21 protein-coding genes are annotated in these 21478 nt (G+C 74.0%); 10 read left to right on the forward strand and 11 right to left on the reverse strand.

Going from position 1 to position 21478, the window contains the following annotated elements; translation table 11 throughout:
• Positions 1-15: 15 nt before the first annotated feature.
• Positions 16-1884 (forward strand): TonB-dependent receptor plug domain-containing protein, encoded by a 1869-nt coding sequence (locus tag BLW43_RS16895; protein WP_175478967.1) that lies wholly within the window; start codon positions 16-18, stop codon positions 1882-1884.
• 5 nt (positions 1885-1889) lie between these two features.
• Positions 1890-2849, forward strand: coding sequence for an adenosylcobinamide-phosphate synthase CbiB (cbiB, locus tag BLW43_RS16900; RefSeq protein WP_093255268.1), 960 nt, complete (start codon positions 1890-1892; stop codon positions 2847-2849).
• On the opposite strand, the gene BLW43_RS16905 is transcribed toward cbiB, so the two are convergent.
• Positions 2789-3724 (reverse strand): carbon-nitrogen hydrolase family protein, encoded by a 936-nt coding sequence (locus BLW43_RS16905; RefSeq protein ID WP_093255269.1) that lies wholly within the window; start codon positions 3722-3724, stop codon positions 2789-2791. The two genes, cbiB and BLW43_RS16905, sit on opposite strands and share 61 nt — an antisense overlap.
• Before the next feature lie 77 nt (positions 3725-3801).
• Between BLW43_RS16905 and BLW43_RS16910 the strand changes: the two genes are divergently transcribed.
• The 4 genes from BLW43_RS16910 to BLW43_RS16925 are packed head-to-tail and all read left to right on the forward strand — an operon-like array spanning position 3802 to position 6855.
• The gene (locus BLW43_RS16910; RefSeq protein WP_093255271.1) at positions 3802-4191 is read left to right on the forward strand and encodes a DUF1636 family protein; all 390 of its coding nucleotides are present in this window, start codon (positions 3802-3804) and stop codon (positions 4189-4191) included.
• Positions 4188-5024 (forward strand): ABC transporter substrate-binding protein, encoded by an 837-nt coding sequence (locus BLW43_RS16915; RefSeq protein WP_245731102.1) that lies wholly within the window; start codon positions 4188-4190, stop codon positions 5022-5024. Before BLW43_RS16910 ends, BLW43_RS16915 begins: the two co-directional genes overlap by 4 nt.
• Complete coding sequence (locus tag BLW43_RS16920; RefSeq protein WP_093255272.1) at positions 5021-6031, forward strand: FecCD family ABC transporter permease; 1011 nt, start codon at positions 5021-5023, stop codon at positions 6029-6031. The genes BLW43_RS16915 and BLW43_RS16920 overlap by 4 nt, the downstream gene beginning before the upstream one ends.
• Positions 6028-6855 carry an ABC transporter ATP-binding protein gene (locus BLW43_RS16925; protein ID WP_093255274.1) on the forward strand — a complete coding sequence of 276 codons (828 nt, stop codon included), beginning with the start codon at positions 6028-6030 and terminating at the stop codon, positions 6853-6855. The genes BLW43_RS16920 and BLW43_RS16925 overlap by 4 nt, the downstream gene beginning before the upstream one ends.
• Here BLW43_RS16925 and BLW43_RS16930 read toward each other — a convergent pair.
• The 4 genes from BLW43_RS16930 to BLW43_RS16945 form a co-directional block, all read right to left on the reverse strand.
• Entirely contained in the window at positions 6824-8332 is a 1509-nt protein-coding gene (locus BLW43_RS16930) for a YifB family Mg chelatase-like AAA ATPase (RefSeq protein ID WP_093255275.1), read from the reverse strand. The genes BLW43_RS16925 and BLW43_RS16930 overlap by 32 nt on opposite strands.
• Positions 8333-8440: 108 nt before the next feature.
• Complete coding sequence (locus BLW43_RS16935; RefSeq protein WP_093255277.1) at positions 8441-10117, reverse strand: hypothetical protein; 1677 nt, start codon at positions 10115-10117, stop codon at positions 8441-8443.
• Positions 10114-10887, reverse strand: coding sequence for a PP2C family serine/threonine-protein phosphatase (locus tag BLW43_RS16940; RefSeq protein WP_175478968.1), 774 nt, complete (start codon positions 10885-10887; stop codon positions 10114-10116). Before BLW43_RS16940 ends, BLW43_RS16935 begins: the two co-directional genes overlap by 4 nt.
• A gap of 19 nt (positions 10888-10906) precedes the next feature.
• Complete coding sequence (locus BLW43_RS16945) at positions 10907-11593, reverse strand: vWA domain-containing protein (protein ID WP_093255280.1); 687 nt, start codon at positions 11591-11593, stop codon at positions 10907-10909.
• Between the two features lie 149 nt (positions 11594-11742).
• Between BLW43_RS16945 and BLW43_RS16950 the strand changes: the two genes are divergently transcribed.
• Entirely contained in the window at positions 11743-12699 is a 957-nt protein-coding gene (locus tag BLW43_RS16950) for an MBL fold metallo-hydrolase (protein WP_093255281.1), read from the forward strand.
• Between the two features lie 38 nt (positions 12700-12737).
• Here BLW43_RS16950 and BLW43_RS16955 read toward each other — a convergent pair whose 3' ends face one another.
• Positions 12738-13274 (reverse strand): peroxiredoxin-like family protein, encoded by a 537-nt coding sequence (locus tag BLW43_RS16955; RefSeq protein WP_093255283.1) that lies wholly within the window; start codon positions 13272-13274, stop codon positions 12738-12740.
• Positions 13275-13361: 87 nt separating this feature from the next.
• Between BLW43_RS16955 and BLW43_RS16960 the strand changes: the two genes are divergently transcribed.
• Positions 13362-14102 carry an AraC family transcriptional regulator gene (locus BLW43_RS16960; RefSeq protein ID WP_093255284.1) on the forward strand — a complete coding sequence of 247 codons (741 nt, stop codon included), beginning with the start codon at positions 13362-13364 and terminating at the stop codon, positions 14100-14102.
• A 4-nt stretch (positions 14103-14106) separates the two neighbouring features.
• Here the strand turns inward: BLW43_RS16960 and BLW43_RS16965 are convergent, their stop codons facing one another.
• On the reverse strand, positions 14107-14910 hold the full coding sequence (locus BLW43_RS16965) for a DUF1194 domain-containing protein (RefSeq protein WP_217632219.1): 804 nt from the start codon (positions 14908-14910) through the stop codon (positions 14107-14109).
• A gap of 120 nt (positions 14911-15030) precedes the next feature.
• On the opposite strand from BLW43_RS16965, the gene BLW43_RS16970 reads away from it, so the two are divergent.
• Both BLW43_RS16970 and BLW43_RS16975 read left to right on the forward strand, forming a co-directional pair.
• Positions 15031-16062: a histone deacetylase family protein gene (locus tag BLW43_RS16970; protein ID WP_093255288.1), complete on the forward strand. Its 1032-nt coding sequence runs from the start codon at positions 15031-15033 to the stop codon at positions 16060-16062.
• Positions 16059-16709 carry a ParA family protein gene (locus BLW43_RS16975; RefSeq protein WP_093255290.1) on the forward strand — a complete coding sequence of 217 codons (651 nt, stop codon included), beginning with the start codon at positions 16059-16061 and terminating at the stop codon, positions 16707-16709. Before BLW43_RS16970 ends, BLW43_RS16975 begins: the two co-directional genes overlap by 4 nt.
• Before the next feature lie 16 nt (positions 16710-16725).
• Here BLW43_RS16975 and BLW43_RS16980 read toward each other — a convergent pair whose 3' ends face one another.
• The 4 genes from BLW43_RS16980 to BLW43_RS16995 all read right to left on the reverse strand — a co-directional run bounded on the left by BLW43_RS16980 (position 16726) and on the right by BLW43_RS16995 (position 21423).
• Positions 16726-17955, reverse strand: coding sequence for a phenylacetate--CoA ligase family protein (locus tag BLW43_RS16980; protein ID WP_093255292.1), 1230 nt, complete (start codon positions 17953-17955; stop codon positions 16726-16728).
• 84 nt (positions 17956-18039) lie between these two features.
• A complete protein-coding gene (locus BLW43_RS16985) occupies positions 18040-18873 on the reverse strand; it encodes an ABC transporter ATP-binding protein (protein ID WP_093255294.1) in 834 nt (277 codons plus the stop codon).
• A gap of 148 nt (positions 18874-19021) precedes the next feature.
• Entirely contained in the window at positions 19022-20305 is a 1284-nt protein-coding gene (locus BLW43_RS16990; RefSeq protein WP_093255296.1) for an ABC transporter substrate-binding protein, read from the reverse strand.
• A 41-nt stretch (positions 20306-20346) separates the two neighbouring features.
• Positions 20347-21423 (reverse strand): branched-chain amino acid ABC transporter permease, encoded by a 1077-nt coding sequence (locus BLW43_RS16995; RefSeq protein WP_093255297.1) that lies wholly within the window; start codon positions 21421-21423, stop codon positions 20347-20349.
• Positions 21424-21478 lie beyond the last annotated feature (55 nt).

Genomic DNA, 21478 nt, shown 5'->3' on the forward strand with positions numbered 1-21478 from the left:
GCAGAAGGGGCTCGCATGAAGCGAATCCGTCCCATCCTCGTCCCGCTCGCCATCGCGGCTCCCGTCGCCGCGGCCCCGGCCGCCGCCGCCGCGCAGCAGTCCGTCACGCTCGATCCGGTGGTGATCACCGCCACGCGGTCGCCGCTGGAGCGGGCGCGCACCGGCTCATCGGTGTCGGTGCTCACCGCCGAGGACATCGCCGAGAACCCGGCGCCCACGCTGAACGAGACGCTGGACAGCTTGCCCGGCGTCTCGATCGCGACGCGCGGCGGGCCCGGCACGACGGCCAGCGTCTCCGTGCGCGGGTCGGGTCTGCCCAACCTCGCCGTCAGGGTCGACGGCATCGAGATTTCCGACCCCAGCCAGCCGCAGGTCGCCGCCGACCTTGGGCTGCTGCTGCCCGGCGACGCGACGCGGATCGAGGTGCTGAAGGGCCCGCAGAGCGCGCTCTACGGCGGCGAGGCCGTCGGCGGCGTCATAGACGTCTCCACGGCGCGGGCCCGCGGAACCGGCGTCGGCGCGCAGACTTTCGTCGAAGGCGGTTCGTTCGGGACGGTCTCCGGCGGCGCCACGGCCGGCGCCGGCATGGAGCGGTGGGACTTCACCGTGTCGGCGCTAGGCTTCCGCACGGACGGCATTTCGGCGGCGAAGAACGGGACGGAGGAGGACGGCGCGCGCAACCTCACCTTCTCCGGCGCCGGATCGGTCGATCTCGCCGACTGGCTGACGGTCGGCGGCGCGGCGCGGCGCGTCGAGAGCCGGGTCGATTTCGACGGTTTTCCGGCGCCGGCGTTCGTGCTCGCGGACGAGGACAACGTCTCCGAGACCGACCTGCTCGCCGGCAGGCTCTTCGCCCGCGCCGCGCTGATCGGCGGGCGCCTGACGCAGGAGGTCTCCGCGCAGGGCCTCGCCATCGACCGCTTCAGCGACAGCGAGACGCTGGACAGCCGCTTCGAGGGCGACCGCGTGAAGCTGGAGTATTTCGGAACCTTCGCGGCGACGCCCGGCGTCGACCTCATCTTCGGCGCCGACTGGACGCGGGAGGACATCGCGCTGAGCGACACCTTCAGCGTCGGCGAGACGAAGGCCGACAGCGAGATCGCCGGCGGCTTCGCGCAGGTCGTCGCGGCGCCGCTGGAGGACGTGACGGTGACTGCAGCTCTGCGCCTCGACGAGCATTCCGAGTTCGGCGACTTCACGACCTGGCGGCTCACCGCCGCATGGGAGGCGGCGCCCGGCACGGTGCTGCGCGCCGCCGCCGGCACGGGCTTCCGGGCGCCTTCCAACTACGAGCTGTTCGCGCCGCCCTTTGCGCCCGGCTCGCCGCTGGGCAACCCCGACCTGCAGCCCGAGGAGAGCTTCGGCTACGAGGCCGGGATTGACCAGACCCTGTTCGGCGGCCGCGCGCAGGCGAGCCTGACATGGTTCGACAGCCGCACCACGGACCTCATCGAATACGACCCCGCGCTTGGCTTCACCCAGCAGGACGGCGACAGTTCGCGGCGGGGCGTCGAGGCCGCGGTCGCGGCCCGGCTGACCGACTGGGCCGACCTCTCCGCCAGCTACACCTGGCTGCTCACCGAAGGGGCGGACGGGCTTCGGCTTCAGTTCGCGCCGCGCCACGACGTCGGCGCGCTGCTGACGCTGCGGCCGACGGAGCGGCTGCGGCTGGGTCTGAGCGCGGACTATCTGAGCGGCGTGCGCAGCGGGGCGGACAACCTTGACCCCTTCCTGCTGGTCGGCGCCAGCGCGGGCTACGCGCTGAACGAGTCTGTCGAGGCGACGCTGCGCGTGGAGAATGCGCTCGATCAGGACTATGAGCGCGTGCGCGGCTACGGGACGGCCGGCGTCTCGGTCTTCGCCGGGCTGCGGGCGCGGTTCTGACGGCGATGGGGGCCTTCGCTCAGAACGCGGCGGCGATGCTGGCGGCGCTGGCGCTGGAGGCAGTCGTCGGCTGGCCCGAGCGGCTTCACCGGCGCATTGGCCACCCCGTGACATGGGTCGGCGCGCTGATCGCGGCGCTCGAGCGGCGGCTGAACCGCGGCGGGCCGCGGGCGCGGCTGGCCGCCGGCTGGGGCGTCTGCGTCGGCGTCGTCGGGCTCGCGGCGCTGGCCGGGGCGGCGGTGGAGGCCATGGCGGCGCATGTCCTCGGCGGTGCCGGCCTTGCGCTCGCGCTCGGCGTCGCGGCGTGGCCGCTTATCGCCGCGCGCAGCCTCGACGACCATGTGCGCCCGGTGGCGGTGGCCCTCGCGGCGGAGAAGCTCGACGCCGCGCGCGCCGGCGTCTCGCGGATCGTGGGGCGCGATCCCGAGCGGCTCGACGCCCCCGGCGTAGCCCGCGCGGCGCTGGAGAGCCTTGCGGAGAACGCCTCCGACGGCGTGGTCGCGCCGCTCTTCTGGGGCGCGCTGCTCGGTCTGCCGGGGCTCGCGGCCTACAAGGCCTTGAACACGCTCGACAGCATGATCGGCCATCGTACGCCCCGGCACGTCGATTTCGGGCGCGCGTCGGCGCGGCTGGACGACCTCGCCAACCTTGTTCCGGCCCGGCTGACGGGGCTGCTCATCGCGCTGGCGGGCGGGCGGCCGCGCGCGAGCCTCCGGACGATGGCGCTGGACGCGCGCCGCCACCGCTCGCCCAACGCGGGCTGGCCGGAGGCGGCGATGGCCGGCGCGCTCGGCGTCCGGCTGAGCGGTCCGCGCGCCTATGCCGGCGGCCTGAGCGACGAGCCGTGGCTGAACGGCGCCGCGCCAGACCCCGACGCCGCGGCGCTCATGCGGGGCCTGCGGGTCTATCGCCTCGCGATGGCGCTGGCCGCGGCGCTGCTGCTGGGGGGCGCGACGTGGCTCTGACCGGGCAGGGGCCCCGCGAAGTCGCGTTCGTTGGCGAGCGACGGGACTTTTGCGCGCGCCGTCTCGCTGTCAGTGAGGTCGATCTCGACGACCGCGGCGCCTTCCTCGAAGCCGAGATCGGCGAGCACCGCGCCCCACGGGTCGACGGCCAGCGCATGGCCCCAGGTCTCGCGCCCGTCGTCGTGGCGGCCGGTCTGGGCGGGGCAGACCATGAAGGCCCCGTTCTCGATGGCGCGGGCGCGGATCAGCACCTCCCAGTGCGCGCGCCCGGTGGGGACGGTGAAGGCCGCGGGGGCGAAGATCAGCCGCGCGCCTGCCCTGGCGAGCATCCGGTAGAGATGCGGAAAGCGCAGGTCGTAGCAGATGGTCATGCCCATCGGCCCCCAGGGCGTGGGCGCCAGCACGGCCTCCGCGCCCGGGGCGAATCGCGCCGACTCCAGCCGCGCCTCGCCGTCGCCGAGATAGACGTCGAAGAGGTGGATCTTGTCATAGCGCGCGACCACCTCGCCGCCGGGGTCGACCATCCAGGCGCGGTTGAGGAAGCGCCCGTCCGGGCCGAGCACGGGCGAGGAGCCCGCGTGCAGCCACAGGCCATGGCGCGCGGCGGCCTCGCGGCAGGCGGCGAGCCAGGGGTCGCGCGCCTCGTCGGTCACCTGGGCGCGGGCAGCGTGCTCGTCGCGGTTCATCAGGCCGGCCACCTCCGGCAGGCAGAGCATCGCGCAGCCTTCGTCCGCCGCGCGCCGCGCCAGGGGCCCCAGCGTCGCGACGTTGCCGGCATGGGTGGTGGTCGAGCGCATCTGCGCGAGCATCAGGCGCAGGCGGTCCCGCGGCGCCGGGGTCTGCGGATGGGCTCTCTCGGGGGCGACGTCCTGCATGATCAGCGCTCCATATGGTCACGGGATGATTTCGCGCCGCAGGCTGCGGCGCAAGGGTCGAGCAAGGAGGAACGGCCATGAGCGGAAACGGCTTCGCCGGCGCGCTGGTGACGGTGTGCGACAGCTGCGGCTGGTCCGCCGACGCGGCGCCGGGCGATACCCCTGGCGCGGCCTTCGCGGCGGAAGTCGAGGCCGCCGCGGCCGGGCGGGGCGACGTGCGGGTGCGTAGGTTCTCCTGCCTGATGAACTGCGAGCGCGGCTGCAGCGCGGCCGTCTCCGACGTCGCAGGCGCCAAGGTCGCCTATGTGCTGGGCGATTTCACGCCTAACGCCGACGCGGCCCGCGCGCTGGTGGACTACGCCGCGCTCCACGCCGCCTCCGCCTCGGGCGTGATCGCCTTCAGGAACTGGCCCGAGGGCGTGAAGGGCCGCTTCGTGGCGCGCCTGCCGCCGCCGCCCAAGCCGTGAAGCGCCTCGTTCCGCTCCTGCTCCTGCTCCTGCTGCTGACGGCGGCGGCGCCGGCGAGGGCTTCGGAGTCGGCGTCCGGGCCGCAGCGGGTCGTGAGCATGAACCTCTGCGCCGACCAGCTTGCGCTGATGCTCGGCGCGCCGGGGCAGGTCGTCTCGGTCTCGCGCTGGGCGCAGCGGCCCGAGGCGTCGAACCTCGCCGGGCAGGCCGCGGCGCTGCCCGCCAACGACGGTCTGGCGGAACAGATCTTCGCGATGCGCCCGGACCTCGTGCTGACAGGGCCGTTCTCCAACGCCGTCACGAAGCGGATGCTGGAGCGGCTGGGCGCGCCGGTCGCCGTGGTGCCGTCCGCGAACTCCTTCGCCGAGGTTTCCGAGGCGATCCGTGTGACCGGCCGGGCGATGGGGCGCGAGGCGGCGGCCGAGGCGCTGGTCGCCGACTACGAGGCCGAGCTTGCGGCGGCGCGGGCGCGGGCGGCCGACCTGCCGCGGGCGCTGGCGGCGACGCACTATCCCAACAGCTACACCTCCGGCGCCGGCACGCTGGCGGCGGCGGCGATGGACGCGGCGCGGCTCGACAACGCCGCGGCCTCGCTTGGGCTGAACGGCCCGTCGCCGCTGGCGCTGGAGCGACTGGTGATGCTGGAGCCGTTCCTGATCCGCAGCCGCCACATCTCCGGCGAGCGCGAAGGCCGGGCCTACGAGAACGCGACGCATCCCGCGCTGGCGGCGCTCGTCGCGCGGGGCGGGGCGGTGCTGGCGGAGCGCTGGCAGGTCTGCGGCACGCCGTTCGTGACGCTGGCGATCGACGCGCTGGCGGCGGCCCGGCGATGAGCGGGCGCGCGGTTCTCGCGGCGCTCGCGGCGCTCGTCGCAGCGCTGTTCGCGCTGTCGTTGACGACCGGGCCGGCGGGGCTGGGGGCTTGGGAGGGGCTGCGCGCGCTGGCGCTGGGCGCGGACGGCGGCGACGCCGCCGCCGCTCTCGTGATGCGCGAACTGCGCCTGCCGCGCGCCATCCTCGGGCTCGCCGTGGGGGCGACGCTGGGGCTCTCGGGCGCGGCGCTGCAGGGCTACCTGCGCAATCCGCTGGCCGAGCCCGGGCTGATCGGCGCCTCGGCCGGCGCGACGCTCGGCGCGGTGCTGACGATCCACACCGGGCTCGCGGCGGCCTTCGCGCTGGCGCTGCCGCTCGCCGGGCTCGGCGGCGCGCTCGTCGCGGTGGCGGCGGTGACGGCGCTGGCGGGGGGCGAGCGGCCCTCGGGCGGCGGCGCGCTGACGCTGATCCTCGCCGGGGTCGCCGTCACCTCGCTGATGGCGGCGCTGACCTCGCTGGCGCTGAACCTCTCGCCCAACCCGTTCGCGGCGGTCGAGATCGTGTTCTGGATGCTCGGCTCGCTGACCGACCGCTCGATGCTCCACGTCCAGCTCGCGCTGCCCTTCATGGCGCTGGGCTGGGCGCTGCTGGCCACGCTGGGGCGCGGGCTCGACGCGCTGACGCTGGGCGAGGACGCCGCCGCCTCGATTGGGACCAACCTCGCGCGGCTGCGGCTCTGCGCCGTGCTGGGGACGGCGGCCTCGGTGGGCGCGGCGACGTCTGTCTCCGGCGCGATCGGCTTCGTGGGGCTGGTGGCGCCGCATCTGATGCGGCCGCTGGTCGGCGCGCAGCCGTCGCGGCTGCTGCCTGCGGCGGCGCTGGCGGGGGCGGCGCTGGTGCTGGCGGCGGATGTCGCGGTGCGGCTGATCGCGCCGGAGCGCGACCTGAAGCTCGGCGTGGTGACGGCGCTGATCGGCGCGCCGTTCTTCCTGTGGCTCGTGTGGCGGGCGCGGGAGCGGCTGACATGAGCCTGCTGGCGCTGGAGGGCCTCTCGGTCTCGCTGGGCGGCCGGCGGGTGGTGGACGGCGTGAGCCTCGCCGTCGCGCCGGGCGATTTCGTCGGGCTGATCGGGCCGAACGGCGCCGGCAAGTCGACGCTGATGCGCGCCGCGCTGGGGCTGCTGCCGGCCGCAGGCGGGCGTCGGCTCGGCGGCGAGGACGTCGCGCGGCTGAGCCCGCCCGAGCGCGCGCGCCGCGCCGCCTGGCTGCCGCAGGAGCGAGAGATCGCCTGGCCGGTCAGCGTGCAGACGCTGGTGGGCCTCGGCCGCGCCCCGTGGCGCCGGCCCGGCGCGGCCTTCTCGGAGGCCGACCGCGCCGCGGTCGCCGACGCGATGGCGCGGGCCGACGTCGCGCGCTTCGCCGACCGGCCCGCCACGGCCCTGTCAGGCGGCGAGCGGGCGCGCGTGCTGATCGCGCGGGCGCTGGCGCAGGCGGCGCCGCTGGTGATGGCCGACGAGCCCGCCGCCGGGCTCGACCCCGCCCACCAGATCGCGCTGATGGAGACGTTCTCGGCGCTGGCGGCGGAGGGCCGCGGCGTGGTCGCCTCGATGCATGATCTGGGGCTCGCGGCGCGCTGGTGCGGGCGGCTGGCGCTGCTCGACGCCGGGCGGCTGGTCGCCTTCGGGCCGCCTGCCGAGGTGCTGACCGAGGCGCGGCTCGCCGCCGTCTACGGCGTGCGATGCCGGCTGGACTGGATCGAGGGCGCGCCGTCGGTCACGCCGCTCGGGCGCACGGCGAAGGACGCGCCCGCCACGCTCGAGCTCAGCGGGCCAGCGGCGCCCGGCGGTAGCTGACCGCCTCCGCCACATGGGCGCGGCCCACGCCCTTGGCGCCGTCGAGATCGGCGATGGTGCGGGCGAGCCGCAGCGCCCGGTGATAGCCGCGCGCGGTGAGCCGCAGCTTGTCGGCGGCGCGGTCGAGCAGCTCGCGCCCCGGCCCGTCCGGCGCGGCGACATGCGCCAGCGTCTCGCCGTCGGCCTCGGCGTTGGTCGCGACGCCGAGCCCGGCGTAGCGATCCCGCTGGATCGCCCGCGCCGCAGCCACCCGCGCCGCCACCGCCGCGCTCGCCTCGCCGGCGGGCGCCCGTGAGAGGTCGCCCGGCGGCACGGCGGGGGTTTCGATCTGGATGTCGATGCGGTCGAGCAGCGGGCCGGAGAGCCGCCCCTGATAGTCGAGCCCGCAGTTCGGCGCCCGCGAGCACGCCATCGCCGGGTCCGCCAGATGGCCGCAGCGGCACGGGTTCATCGCCGCGATCAGCTGCACGCGGGAAGGGTAGCGGACATGGGCGTTGGCGCGGGCCACCATCGTCTCGCCGCTCTCCAGCGGCTGGCGCAGGCTCTCCAGCACCGGGCGCGCGAACTCGGGCAACTCGTCGAGGAAAAGCACGCCGTGATGGGCGAGCGACACCTCCCCCGGCGCCGCGCGCCTTCCGCCGCCGACCATGGCGGCCATCGAGGCGGAGTGATGGGGCGATCGGAAGGGGCGGGCGCGGCTCACGCGGCCCTGCGCCAGCAGGCCCGCCACGGAATGCACCATGGAGACCTCCAGCGCCTCGCGCGGCTCCAGCGGCGGCAGGATGCCGGGCAGTCGCGAGGCGAGCATCGACTTGCCGGCCCCCGGCGGGCCGATCATCAGCATGTTGTGACCGCCGGCGGCGGCCACCTCCAGCGCGCGACGCGCCCGCGCCTGTCCGCGCACGTCGGCGAGGTCGGCGATCGCGGGGTCGTCGGCGACCTCCGCCGGCCTCGGAGCGGCCAGCAGCGCGCGGCCGGAGAAGTGGTTGATCAGCGCGATGAGGTCGGCCGGCGCCAGCACCTCTGCGGCGCCGACGAGCGCGGCCTCGGGACCGCAGGCCTCGGGGCAGACGAAGCCCCGCTCCGCCTCGGCCGCCGCCAGCGCCGCCGGCAGCGCGCCGGCCACGGCCGTCAGCCGGCCGTCGAGCGACAGTTCGCCCATCGCGGTGAGCGCCTGCGTGCGTTCGGCGGGCAGCACCTCCATCGCCGCCATCAGCGCCATGGCGATGGGCAGGTCGAAATGCGCGCCCTCCTTCGGCAGGTCGGCCGGCGCCAGGTTCACCGTGATGCGCTTCGGCGGCAGGGCCAGGCCGATGGCGGTGAGCGCCGCGCGCACCCGTTCGCGGCTCTCGGCCACGGCCTTGTCGGGCAGGCCGACGAGGGTGAAGGCCGGCAGGCCGGAGGACAGCGTGCACTGCACGTCGACCTCGCGCGCCTCGACCCCCTGGAAGGCGACGGTGTAGACGCGCGCCAGCATGGCTTTCTCCCCAGGCCGCCGCGCGGCGATGACCGCCAAGCGAAGGGGCGACGGGCACAACGCGCAGCGCGGGCGGAGATTTGTCAAGGCGCGCCCGCGCGGCCCGGCTCAGGAGGGCGACAGGCCGCTCTCGACGGCGCGCCGGCGCGTGGCGTCGCGCAGGGCGCGCGGCGGCGGGAGCGCGAGGGCGGGGGCGGTCTCGCCGCGGGCGGCGAGATCCTCCACCAGCGCCTTGCGGCGGGCCAGCAGCGCCTCGATCTCGGGGTCGCGCGCCGTCGCGCCCTCCGCCAGCGCGGCGGCCATCTCCGAGAGCCGCGCGAGGTCGCGCCGGATGCGCGCGGCGTCGGCGCGCGCGGCCCGGCTTCCCGGCGCCGCGAGCGCCGCAAGCTCGGCCTTGAGCGTCCAGGCCGCGTCGAGCCCCGCGCGGGCGCGCCTGACGGCCAGCGCCTCGGCGATCTCGCCGTCGAGCCGCTTCAGCGCCCGGCGCGCGGCGTGGCGCGGGGCCAGCGCGCCGGAGACCGGGCCGTAGCCGTAGATGCAGATCGGCGCCGCCATCAGGAACGACTGCGGCGAGACCCAGACCAGCCCCGCCGCGCAGAGCATCATGAAGGCGAGCCCGGCCACCCCCGCCCTGTTCAGCCAGACCTGCCGCGGCGTGGGAAGCGGCGGCGCCGAAGACGGCAGCGGCTCGGGCGGGACGCAGGCGAAGCTCGACGGCAGGGCGATCGCGTCGAGCCGGCGGCGCAGGGCGGCGGCGTCCATCGGCCTCGGCGCCGAGCCGGGCGCGCCGGGCGCGGGAAAGAGCTTCACGCGGCCGGCGGCCTCGATCCGGCACCATGGGCACCTCGCGAGGCTGCCGAAATGGACGTGGCGCGGATCGGCGCCGCAGACCTCCAGAGCGCCTTCGGCCGCCGCCAGCGCCGCGACCCATTCCTCGGCCGACGGGCGGCGCCCCGCCTCGCCGGGGGCGAAGGCGCGCTCGAAGAGCGCGGCGATCCCGCGCGGCGTCTCGTCCGGCAGCGGCGCGCTGGGCGGCGGTGAGAGCGGACCGGGCCGCTTCGACCACGCGTAGGCGCAGCGTGCGATGGCGTCCTCCACTGCGAGATCGCCGCCCTCGCTGACGCCGGTGAAGGGGTGGCGACCGAGAAAGAGCAGCTGGAACAGCACGACGGCCAGCCCGAAGGCGTCATGGTCGGCCGTGCGCGTCACGCCGGCGAGGGAGCGGCCCTGCAGTTCGGGGGGCGTGTATTCCGGCACGCCCACGGCGCAGAGATGCGTCACGCCGCCGTCCGCCACCTGGAAGCTGTCGGCGTCGATCAGCGCGACCAGCGCATCCTGTCCGATCAGGAACCCCGAGTGGTTGACGTCGCCGATCACGCAGCCGGCGCGGTGGGCAGCGGCGACGGCGCGCGCGGCGTTCAATGCGGCGCGCAGGACGAAGCGGTAATCGGCCTCGGGAAAGGCGCGCTTGCGGGCGCCGGGGGCGTATAGCTCGTGCAGCGGCGCGGCGCGGGCCACTTTCGCCATGAGGAAACCGGCGAAGCGGCCCGTCTCGTCGTGCAGCGCCGCCTGCGGAAACGCGACCCGCGGCGCGTCCGCGGCCATTCCGCCGCCGAGCATCGCAGCGATCTTGGCCTCCCGCGAGGCCGCGATCCCGGGGCGGTAGAGCTTGGCGGCGAGGGCGGGGCGGCGGGCGACCGCGAAGACCTCGCCTTCGCCGCCGCCGCCGAGCCGCCGGCCGAGCCGCACCGCGCGGCCCTCGCTGAACCAGCGTTCGCCGGTCACGGCGCGGCCAGCGCGGCGAGCACCAGCGTCCGGTCGTCGTCGGTGCGCGCCGCCACCGCCGCGCCGCCGAGATAGCGCGCCAGCGCCTGCGAGAGCGCGGCGTCGCGGCCGGGCGCGGGCAGCGCCGCCACCGGGCGCGCCATCCGCTCGAAGAAGGGCGCGTGCGGCGTCTCCGTGGCGAAGTCGAGCACCAGCCGCTCGATGCCGTCGGTCAGGAGCGCGAGCGCGTCGACGGTTCCTTCGAGCCGGCCGGTCCGCAGATCGAAGGGCTCGTCGGTGAGGAAATGCGTCTCGCCGGCGTGCGCGCCGGCGGCGGGCCATGACAGCGCGCGCCACGCGCCTGCATCGCGCGCGACCACGGCGCCGTCCCCGACATGGGCCCAGAGCGTCGTCGCGCCGTCGGAGACCGCGATCAGCAGCGTCGCGGCGCAGTCCCGCGGGGCGAGGCCGCAAGTTTCGGCGGCGGCGGCGACCGCCGCGCGCGCGGCCTCGGCCCAGCGGCGCAGGTCTTCCTCGCGCGCCTGAGAGAGGCTCGGCTGCGCGCCCAGCGCCGCGCTGGCCTCGCGCACGACGGCGCGGGACGCCAGCGCGGCGCCGGCGCCGCCGCGCGGCGCGCTGCCGGCGCCGTCCGCCGCCGCGACGATGATCGCGCCGCCGCGCAGGCGCACGCAGAGCGCGTCCTGACCGCGCTCGGCGCGCCGCGCGTGGCTCTCGCCGCGCACCCGCGCCGCGGCGACGCGCCAGCCCGGCCTGAAGCGCGCGCCGTCCACCCGCCCCGCCCCGGCCGCCTCAGCCCGCGACGGCCCAGCCGTCCGGCGCGGTCGGGTTCTCAAGCGGCGCGGCCTCCCCCGTGCGCGAGCGCGACACGGCGCCGAGCGAATTCGAGAGCCAGGCGAAGAGCTCGCGGAACGCCAGCCCCTTCAGCATCAGCGGCGCACGCACGCTGAGGCTGGCGAGCGCCGCCATGTCGGCGCCCTCCACCCCCACGGCGTGGAACATGAACTCCTTGCCCGCCTCGCCGGCGGCTATGGCGCGCTTAGCCTCCGCCACGCCGTCGGTGGGGGCGCCGTCAGTGATGAGGAACACCCAGGGACGGTAGAACGGCGCGCCGGCCTCGCGGTAGCGCGCCTTGCGCGCGCGCAGCAGGTCGAGCGCGCGCAGGATGGCCGCGCCCATGGGCGTGTTCCCGGAGGCCTCCAGCAGCGGCGGCTGGAACGCCTCGGCGCCCGCGTAATCTGCGCGTACGGCCACGGGGCCGAAGGTCACCACGGCGATCTCGACGCGCTTCATCGCCAGCGGGTCGAGCGACAGCGCCTCGTGGAAATGCATCAGCCCCGCGTTCAGCGCGTCGATCTTCTCGCCCGCCATCGAGAGCGAGGTGTCGAGCAGCAGCACCACCGGGCAGCGCGGTTCCGGGTTCTCCACGAACTCGTCGCCGCCGCCCTCGCCGAAGGGTTCCTGATCGAGCCCGGTCATCGCCTCTCTCCCGTCCAGTCCTCCGCGTCAGACATAGCGCCGCGCCGCCGCAGGGGCGAGCCGGCGCTTGCGAGCCCATGCCGCCCCGGCGGATAAGGCGTGAGGCCCGGCGCGCATCGACGCGGAAAGGGCGCATGAGGAGGAACCGCATGTCCGAGACCCTGTTCACCCGCCGCGCCGCCATGGCCGCGCCGCTGGCCGCCGGCGCCGCGCTCGCCGGCCTCGCGCGCCCCGCCGGCGCCGCCGCGCCGATGCTCGGCGCAAGCGCCGGCGGCTTCCGGCGTTTCCGCATCGGCGCCATGGAGGTGACGACGCTGCATGACGGCTACATCACGCTCGGCGGCCCCTACCCGATCTTCGGCGAGGACCAGTTTCCCGAGGACGTGGCCGAACTCGCCGAGGCCAACCGCCTGCCGACCGACCGCATGGCGATCAGCTTCACGGTCGCGCTCGTCAACACCGGATCGGCGCTGATCCTGTTCGACGCCGGCAACGGCGCCCTGCGCCGGCCCGACGCCGGCAAGCTGCTCGGCGCGCTCGCCGCCGCCGGCCATGCGCCCGAGCAGATCGACGTCGTCGTGATCACCCACATGCATCCCGACCACATCGGCGGGCTGATGGAGGCGGGCGCGCCGGCCTTCCCGAACGCCCGCTACGTCACCGGCGCCAGGGAGTTCGACTTCTTCTCGCAGAACGCGCCCGAGAACCTCTCGCCGCTCATCGAGAGCAACGTCCGGCCGCTGGCGGAGAAGATGACCTTCGTCGAGGCGGGCGGGAGCGTCGTCTCCGGCGTCGAGGCGGTCGAGGCGTTCGGCCACACGCCGGGGCACATGGCCTGGCACATCGAGAGCGAGGGCGCGCGGCTGATGATCACGGCGGACGCGGCGAATCATTTCGTCGCCTCGCTCCAGCGGCCCGACTGGCATGTGCGCTTCGACATGGACAAGGAGGCCGCCGCCGCGACGCGCCGGGCGCTGTTCGGCATGATCGCGGCGGACCGCATCCCCTTCGTCGGCTATCACATGCCGGGCGCGGCGGTCGGCTATGTCGAGGAGATGGGCGAGGGCTTCCGCTACATCCCCGAGAGCTACCAGCTCGCGCTCTGAGGCTGGCGGCGCGCCGTCCGCGGCGCGCCGCGCCTCGATCAGACGGCGCCGACGTATTCGCCGCGCGCCGGGTAGTCGTTCTTGATGGCGAAGTCGAGCGCGCCGACCAGCTCGGAGAAATGCGGCCGCACGAACGGCATGGTCTGCACGGAGCCGTAGTATAGCGTCCGCTGCGGCGTCGCCATGAAAAGGCCGGGCTCGGAGAAGAGCGCCGGCTCCTCGATCCCGATCGAGGTCTTGCCGCGCGACGTGGAGATGTAGAGCCCCCATTCCCGCGCCTTGGCGAGCGGCAGGTCGTAGGCGAAGCGCAGCCCGTCGGCGCCGATCTTGTCGGCCATGGCGCGCGCCCGCTCAGCGCCGTCGGAGCTGACGGCGACGACGCCGACGCCGCGCTCGGCGAAGTCGGCCACGCGCTTCTGCAACTCCGTGAGGTAGGTCGCGCAGATCGGGCAGTGCAGGCCGCGGTAGAAGCAGATCACCGTGCCGCGTTCGGACGCCTCGGCGGCGAGGTCGAAGGGGCCGTGGTCGAGGGTGGGCAGGGCGAGGTCGGGGGTCTTCTGGCGGGGAATGAGCATCGGCTTTCCTTGAGCGGTTGAGGTTGCGACGTCACAATAGCGCGTATAGGGTCGGATAAATCCGATATAACCGACGAGAAAGCCGGAATGGAGCGCATCGACCGCCTGACGACGCTGATGACCCGCTTCAAGCTGAGCGTGCGCCCCGCGCCGCCGGAGGAGGCGACGCTGGCCGCGACGGCGGACGCCGACGGCGCGCCCGACATGGTGCTGTTCCGCGCCGCCGCGCCGTTCGGCGCGGCGCCGGCGGCGCGGGTGCTGTTCTCGGCGTCGGTCGACTGGGGCGGGCCGGCCAATCCCCTCATGGCGGCCCTGCCCCCGACGGTGGCCTTCGACGTGTCGGAGGACGCGGAAAGCGCAGGCCTCATCCGGCTCATGGGGTCCGAGATGACGGCGCGGCGCTGCGGCGCGCCGTCGGTCGTCAGCCGTCTGGGCGAGGTGCTCATCGTGCGGATGCTGCGCGCCCAGATCGAGGCCGGCGCGGCGCAGCCCGGTCTGCTCGCCGGGCTGGCGGACCCGCGCCTCAGCCGCGCCATCGTCGCGATCCATGACCGGCCCGGCCGCGCATGGCGCAACGAGGATCTTGCGCGCGAGGCGGGGCTGTCGCTCAGCCGCTTCTCGGAGACCTTCCTCGCCGCCGTCGGCGAGCCGCCGGCCGGCTATCTGCGCCGCTGGCGCCTTACGCTGGCGCGGCAGGACATGCTGGCTGGCGACCGGGTGGAGGCCGTCGCGCGGCGCTACGGCTTCGCCTCGCCGGAGGGCTTCGCGCGGGCGTTCCGCAAACGCTTCGGGGCAAATCCGGTGACGCTGCGGCCGCGGGCGGCGTGAGGCGTCAGTTCCAGTCCATGCTGCGCCGCCAGCGCTCGTAGAGCTTCTCGCCGATGGCGCAGTCCGTGCCCGCGGCGGCGGGCGCCGCGGCCGGCGTCGTCCCGACGTCGGCGGGCGGGCGCGGCGCCGGCGCGGCGATCTCCAGAATGAGCTTCTGGCGGATGGCGCTGGCGAAGCGCTCCACCCCGAGCACGGGGATCACCAGCGCCAGCGGCCCGCCCACGACGCAGTCCTGATAGTAGATGTCGAGGTCCGGCACCGAGAAGATCGGGTCCGGCGGCCCGAGCATCAGCGGCAGGCCGTTGACCTCCACCCCTGCCGCAAGAGCCCGGTCGCGCGCCTGCGTGACGGGGCCGCCCATGTTGTTCGGGCCGTCGCCCGAGATGTCGATCACGCGCCGGTCCGCGGGCGGGGCCTCGGCGAGCAGGCCGGTCGCGAAATCAAGCGCCGCGGTGATCGACGTGCCGCGGCTGGTGGCGATGTCGGCGAAGCGCAGCTCCTCGATCACCGCCTGCGCGTCGTCGGGTCCGGCGATCACGGTCCAGGGCGCGACGACGCGCTGGGTCCAAGGCCCGCCCCACTCGACATAGGCGACGGCGATCCGGCCGCGGCGGCCGCGGGCGATGGCGTCCATCACCGCGGGGTCCGACAGCGCGGCGATGTAGCCCTCGCGCTGGGCGCGCTGCTCGGCCCCGTCCATCGAGAGCGAGATGTCGACGGCGAGAACCAGCGCGACGTCCACCGGCGCGCCCTGCGCGCCGGCCTCGCCGACCTCGCCGAGCGCAAGGGTGAGCAGCAATGCCGTCATGCCTCTCATGCGCAAAGGGTAGCGCGCCGACGCGCCGCTGTCTGCGGCCAAGTTGCGGGCGATGGACGGCGCGCGCGGCGGCGGCGTAGGCTGATCGGGCAACGCCCGCCGGAGCCGCCCATGCGCACCATCCACAGCGAGAAGCACCGCCTGCGCGCCCCGCAGACCGAACTCAGCGGGGGTCGGCTCGTGCGCCCCTTCGAGTGCCCCGAGCGGGTCGAGCACATCCTCTCCCGCATAGCGCAGACCGGCCTCGGCCCGGTCGAGCCGCCGGTGGCGCATGGGCTGGGGCCGGCGCGGGCGATCCATGCGCCCGACTACCTCGACTTTCTCGCGACGGTCTGGGAGCGGTGGCGGGCCGCCGGCCATGAGGGCGAGGCGATCCCGACCGTCTGGCCCTCGCGCCGCATGGGCAGGCGGGGCGCGCCGCAGGCCATCGACGGGGCGCTGGGCTGGTACGCGCTGGCGGGCGAGACCGCGATCAGCAGTGGGACATGGGAGGCCGCGCAGGCGGCGGCCGACGTCGCCGTGACGGCGGCTGACCTCGTGCTGGGCGGCGCACGCTCGGCCTTCGCACTGTGCCGCCCGCCGGGCCACCACGCCGCGCAGGACATGTATGGCGGCTACTGCTTCCTGAACAACGCCGCCATCGCCGCGCAGCGGATGCGCGAGGCCGGCGCCGAGCGCGTGGCCTTGCTCGACGTGGACTTCCACCACGGCAACGGCACCCAGGCGATCTTCGAGGACCGCGCTGACGTGCTGTTTCTGTCGCTGCACGGCGACCCGGCGCAGGAGTTCCCGCATTTCCTCGGCGGCGCTGACGAGACGGGCGTCGGCGCGGGCGAAGGCTTCACGGTCAACTATCCGCTGCCCCCCGGCACGGGCTACGCGGCATGGGCGGAGGCGCTGGAGGATGCGCTTGGGCGGGTGGCGGCGTTCGGGGCGGACGCGCTCATCGTCTCGCTGGGCGTGGACACCTTCAGGGGCGACCCGATCAGCTCGTTCCGGCTGGAGAGCGACGACTTCGCCGACTACGGCCGCCGCATCGCGCGGCCGGGTCTGCCGACGCTCTTCGTGATGGAGGGCGGCTACGCGGTGGCGGAGATCGGCGTGAATGTCGTCAACGTGCTGACCGGGTTCGAGGGCTCATGAGCGGGCGGGTGATCGTCTTCGCCCAGCAGAAGGGCGGCGCCGGCAAGACCACGCTGCTGACGCAATGCGCGGCGGCCTGGATGCAGGAGGGGCGGCGCGTGGCGGCCGTGGACCTCGACCCCCAGCGCAGCCTGACGGGCTGGGTCGACGCGCGGGCGCGCGCCGGCGTGCAGGACGTGACGCTGTTCGAGAGCTCCGAATGGCGCGCGGGAACCGACATCCGCCGCGCAGGGGCCGAGGCCGATCTGGTGCTGGTGGACTGTCCCGGCGCCGTCGACGTGCTGCAGCGCGCGGTGATGCGCGACGCCGATCTCGTCGTCGCCCCGGCGCAGCCCTCGGCGCCCGACGCCTGGGCGACGCGCGCCACCCTGCGCATGGCGGAACGGGAGGGGGCGCGGGCGCTCGTGGCGCTCAACCGCGTGCCGCCGCGCGGCGGGCCGGGCGCGGAGATCGAGGCGATGCTGAAGGCCGACGGCGCGGAGATCATGGAGAGCCGCGTCGGCGCGCGCATCGCCTTTGCGCAGGCGTTCCTCGAAGGACGCGGCGTGACAGAGGGCGCGCGCGCCGGCCGCGCCGCCGACGAGGTGCGCGCCCTCGCGGCCGAGATCCTCGCGGAGCTGGAGCGCGAGCCGCCGCGGCGCCGCTGAGCGGGGCGCGTCGCGCTCAGTCGTAGTTGCGCTGGTCGTCGATCACCTTGCCGTCGTTGGGCAGGTCGCCCGGCTCCACCAGCCGCACGGCGCCGTGCAGCTTCACGGTCTGGTGCAGCGTCTCGCCGAGCGCCGCCGCGAGGCCCTCGCTGGGATGGGCGGTCTCCACCGCCAGTTCGAAGACGTCCTTCTCCCCGTCGCGCGCGATGGTGATGCGGGCGCGCAGGGCCTCCCTGTGGCGGGCGAGGACGGCGGCGACCTGCTCGGGCCGCACGAACATGCCCTTGATCTTGGCCGTCTGGTCGGCGCGGCCCATCCATCCCCTGATGCGCATGTTGGTGCGGCCGCAGGGGCTCTGGCCGGGCAGCACGGCTGAGAGGTCGCCGGTCGCGAAGCGGATCAGCGGATAGTCGGCGTTCAGCGCGGTCACGACGACCTCGCCGACCTCGCCATCGGGCGCGGGGTCGCCGGTGCCCGGGCGCACGATCTCCACGATCACGCCCTCGTCGACGATCATGCCCTCCATCGCCTCCGACTCATAGGCGACGAGGCCGAGCTCGGCGGTGGCGTAGCATTGCAGGCAGCGCACGCCGCGGTCGGCGTACTCCTGGCGCAGCGACGGAAACAGCGCGCCGCCCGAGACCGCCGCCTTCCGGATCGAGAGCTTGCGGCCCATCTCGTCGGCCCGGTCGAGGATGATCTTCAGGAAGTCGGGCGTGCCGACATAGGCGGTGGCGCCGACGCGGCTGGCGACCTCCACCTGCTGCTCGGTCTGTCCGGGGCCGGCGGGGATGCACGCGGCGGAGATGGCGGCGATGGCGCTCTCCATCATGTGCCCGGCCGGGGTGAGGTGATAGGCGAAGCAGTTCTGCACGATGTCGCCCATGCCGAAGCCAGCGGCGTGCAGGAACCGGCCGAGGCGCCACCAGTCGCGCCCGTCGCCGCCGGGCTCGAGGATGGGGCCCGGCGACATGAAGATCCGCGCCGTGTGGTAGGGCGCGCGGGTGGCGAGCCCGGCGAAGGGCGGGTCGGCCGCCTGCATCGCCGGCAGGTCGGACTTGCGCAGGATCGGCAGCGCGGCCAGCGCGCGGCGATTGATGACGGCGTCCACGTCCACGCCGCCCAGATGGTCGAGCATCCCCGGCGCGTGGTCGAGCGCGAACTCCAGCACCCGGCGCAGCTCGGCGAACTGCTCGGCGGCGCGGTCGGCCGGATCGCGGATCTCCAGAAAATCGAAATGGCTCATGGCGCCGCGTCTCCCCCCGGCCTGCAGGCGCAGAGCCTTGCGGGGCCCGCGTTCAGATATGGTTAGCGATGTCGGGCGATCCGCTCAACTGAGCCAGCGCTTGCGGCGGCGGTAGCTGCGCACGTCGCGGAAGCTCTTGCGGCCCTCTTCGGACATGCCGAGGTAGAACTCCTTGACGTCGGGGTTCTCGCGCAGCTGGGCGGCGGGGCCGTCCATCACGACGCGGCCCGACTCCAGGATGTAGCCGTAATGGGCGTAGCGCAGGGCGACGTTTGTGTTCTGCTCGGCGAGCAGGAAGCTGACGCCCTGCTCCTCGTTCAGCCGCTTCACGATGCCGAAGATCTGCTCCACGAGCTGCGGCGCCAGCCCCATCGACGGCTCGTCGAGCAGGATGGTCTGGGGGCGGCTCATCAGGGCGCGGCCGATGGCGCACATCTGCTGTTCGCCGCCGGAGGTGTAGCCGGCCTGCGAGCGCCGGCGCTCCTTCAGCCGCGGGAAGTAGTCGTAGACGAGGTCGAGGTCGCGCGCGATGGCGGCGCGGCCGTCGCCGCGCGTGTAGGCGCCGGCGAGCAGGTTCTCCTCGACGGTGAGATGGGCGAAGCAGTGCCGCCCCTCCATCACCTGGATCACGCCCTTGCGCACGAGTTCCGACGGGTTGAGCCCGGCGATCGGCTCTCCGCGATAGGTGATCGAGCCCTTGGTGATCTCGCCGCGCTCGGACTGGAGCAGGCTGGAGATCGCCTTGAGCGTGGTGGTCTTGCCCGCCCCGTTGCCGCCGAGCAGCGCGGTGATCCCGCCGCGCGGCACCGAGAGGCTGACGCCCTTCAGCACCAGAACGACGTGATTGTAGATCACCTCGATGTTGCTGACCAAAAGCAGCGTCTCGGCGGCGTCGGAGGTCTCGGCGAGGGCGGCCATGCGGGGTCTCCTGCTGCGGGTGCCGATGCGGCGGAGCCGGGCGCTCCGGAGGCGCCCTCCGCCGGGCGCTCCCCCGAAGGCGGGCGGCCCCGGCGCGGAGGCCGGGGCGGCGCATCTCTCAACGGCGGCGCCGTGACGGGCCGCGCCTTCAGTTGCAGTCGCGCGGCGTGATGCCAGCCTCGGACGCGTAGGCGCTGCTGTCGGCCTCGATCAGGGGGTCGATCACCTCGCGGTCGCTGTCGATGAAGTCGGTGATGATCGACCACTTCCGGTCGGCCGCGCTCCACTGCTGGATCATGCCCTTGCCGGGGCCGCCATGGTTGGCGCAGCTCACCTTCACCGGAACGGTGAAGTTCGGCAGGCCGAGTTCGGCGAGCCGCGCCTCGTCGACGTCGAGCGCCTCCATCCCGTCGCGCATCATCTCGGGCGTGATGGCGGAGACGCCGTGCATCTCCTGCGCCGTGCGCGCCGCCTCGGCCGCCCACATCGCCGCGACGAGGCCGCGGTTGTAGAGCACGGTGCCGAGGTTGGAGCCGTCGCCGGCCGCCTTGCCCGTGTCCACGACATGCCTGCGGATCTCGTCGTAGATCGGGAAGTCGTCGCCCACGCCGTGGAAGGTGACCGCCTTGTAGCCGTCGGCGCCGTCGCCCGCAGGGATCACGTCATTCTCCGAGGCCGACCACCAGACGCCGATGAAGCGGTCCATCGGGAAGCGGATCGACGCGGCCTCCTGCACGGCGACCTGGTTCATCACGCCCCAGCCCCACATCGTCACGAAGTCGGGCCGGTCGCGGCGCACCTGCAGCCATGTCGCCTTCTGCTCCTGGCCGGGGTGGTCGACGGGCAGCAGCGACAGCTCGAAGCCGTGCTTCTCGGCGAGGCTCTCCAGCGTGCGGATCGGCTCCTTGCCGTAGGCGCTGTTGTGGTAAACGAGCGCGACCTTCTTGCCCTGAAGCGAGCCGCCCTCGACGTCGAGCATGTGCTTGACGATCACCGATGCGGCGTCCCAGTAGGTGCCGGGATAGTTGAAGATGTAGGGGAACACCGCGCCGTTCGCCGCGGAGGTGCGGCCGTATCCCATGGTGTGCAGCGGGATCTTGTCCTGCGTCGCCTTGGGGATCAGCTGGTAGGTGATGCCGGTGGAGAGCGGCTGGTAGACGAGCACGCCCTCGCCCTTGGTGCTCTCGTAGCACTCCACGCCCTGTTCGGTGTTGTAGGCGGTCTCGCAGGTAAGGTAGCGGATCGGCTCGCCGCCGATGCCGCCGTCGCGCTCCTGCAGCAGCGTGAAATAGTCGGCGTAGCCGTCGGCGAAGGGGATGCCGTTGGGCGCATAGGGCCCGGTGCGGTAGTCGAGGCCGGCGAACACCAGTTCGGCGCTGGCGGGGCCGGCGAGGGCGGTCGCGGCGATGAACGCGGCGATGGTCTTTTTCATGCGTCTCTCCCTGTGTTGTCTTTGCGCCTTGGGGCGGGTGGTCAATGCGGAAACGGCCAGATGCGCAGACGCTCCTTCACGATCGCCCAGAGCCGGGCGAGCCCGTGCGGCTCGGCGATCAGGAAGGTGATGATCAGCGCGCCGAAAGCCGTGATCTCGATGTACTTGGCGAAGGCGGTGCCGAGGTCGAAGCCATCCACCAGCACGGTCTTGAGCAGGATCGGCAGCAGCACGACGAAGCCCGCGCCGAGGAAGCTGCCCATCATCGAGCCCAGGCCCCCGATGATGATCATGAACATCACCTCGAAGGACGCGTTGATGCCGAACGCCTCGCCCACCTCGACGGCGCCGAACAGCACCGCGAAGTAGAGTGCGCCGGCCATGCCGATGTAGAAGGATGACACGCCGAAGGCGCTCAGCTTGGCCTTCAGCGGGTCCACGCCGATGATCTCGGCCGCGATGTCCATGTCGCGGATCGCCATCCAGCTCCGCCCGATGCGCCCGCGCAGCAGGTTCTTGGCGATGAGCCCGAACAGCACGACGAAGGCGAGGCAGAAGAGGTAGGTCGCCCACGGGTCCGTCGCCGGCCCGGTGACGGGCACGCCGAAGGCGAAGCGCTCCGGCGCCGTGATCTGGCCGGTGGCGGAGTAGTTGTAGAACCACGGGATCTTGTTGAACAGCCAGACGAGGAAGAACTGCGCCGCCAGCGTCGCCACCGCGAGGTAGAACCCCTTGATGCGCAGGGAGGGCAGGCCGAAAAGCATCCCCACCATCGCCGTGATCAGCCCGGACGTGATCACTACGAGGCTCATGTCGAGGGACGGGAAGGCGGTCATCAGCTTGTAGGCGCTGTAGGCGCCCACCGCCATGAAGCCGCCGGTGCCGAGGCTGACCTGCCCGCAATAGCCCGTGAGGATGTTCAGCCCGATCGCCGCCAGCGCATAGACGAGGAACGGCAGCAGGATCGACTTCTCCCAGTAGTCGTCGATCAGGAACGGGACGACGAGAAAGGCGACGGCCATCAGCGCGAGGAACGCGAACCGGTCCTGCGCGATCGGGAAGATCTGCTGGTCGTCGGCGTAGCTCGTCTTGAAGTCGCCGGTCTCGCGGTAGATCACGCGCGCTCTCCCCTTCGCGCGGCGCGGCGGCGCAGGGCGCGCAGACCGCCGCGCA

The organism is Rubrimonas cliftonensis (genome assembly GCF_900107585.1).
Classification (GTDB): Bacteria; Pseudomonadota; Alphaproteobacteria; order Rhodobacterales; family Rhodobacteraceae; genus Rubrimonas; species Rubrimonas cliftonensis.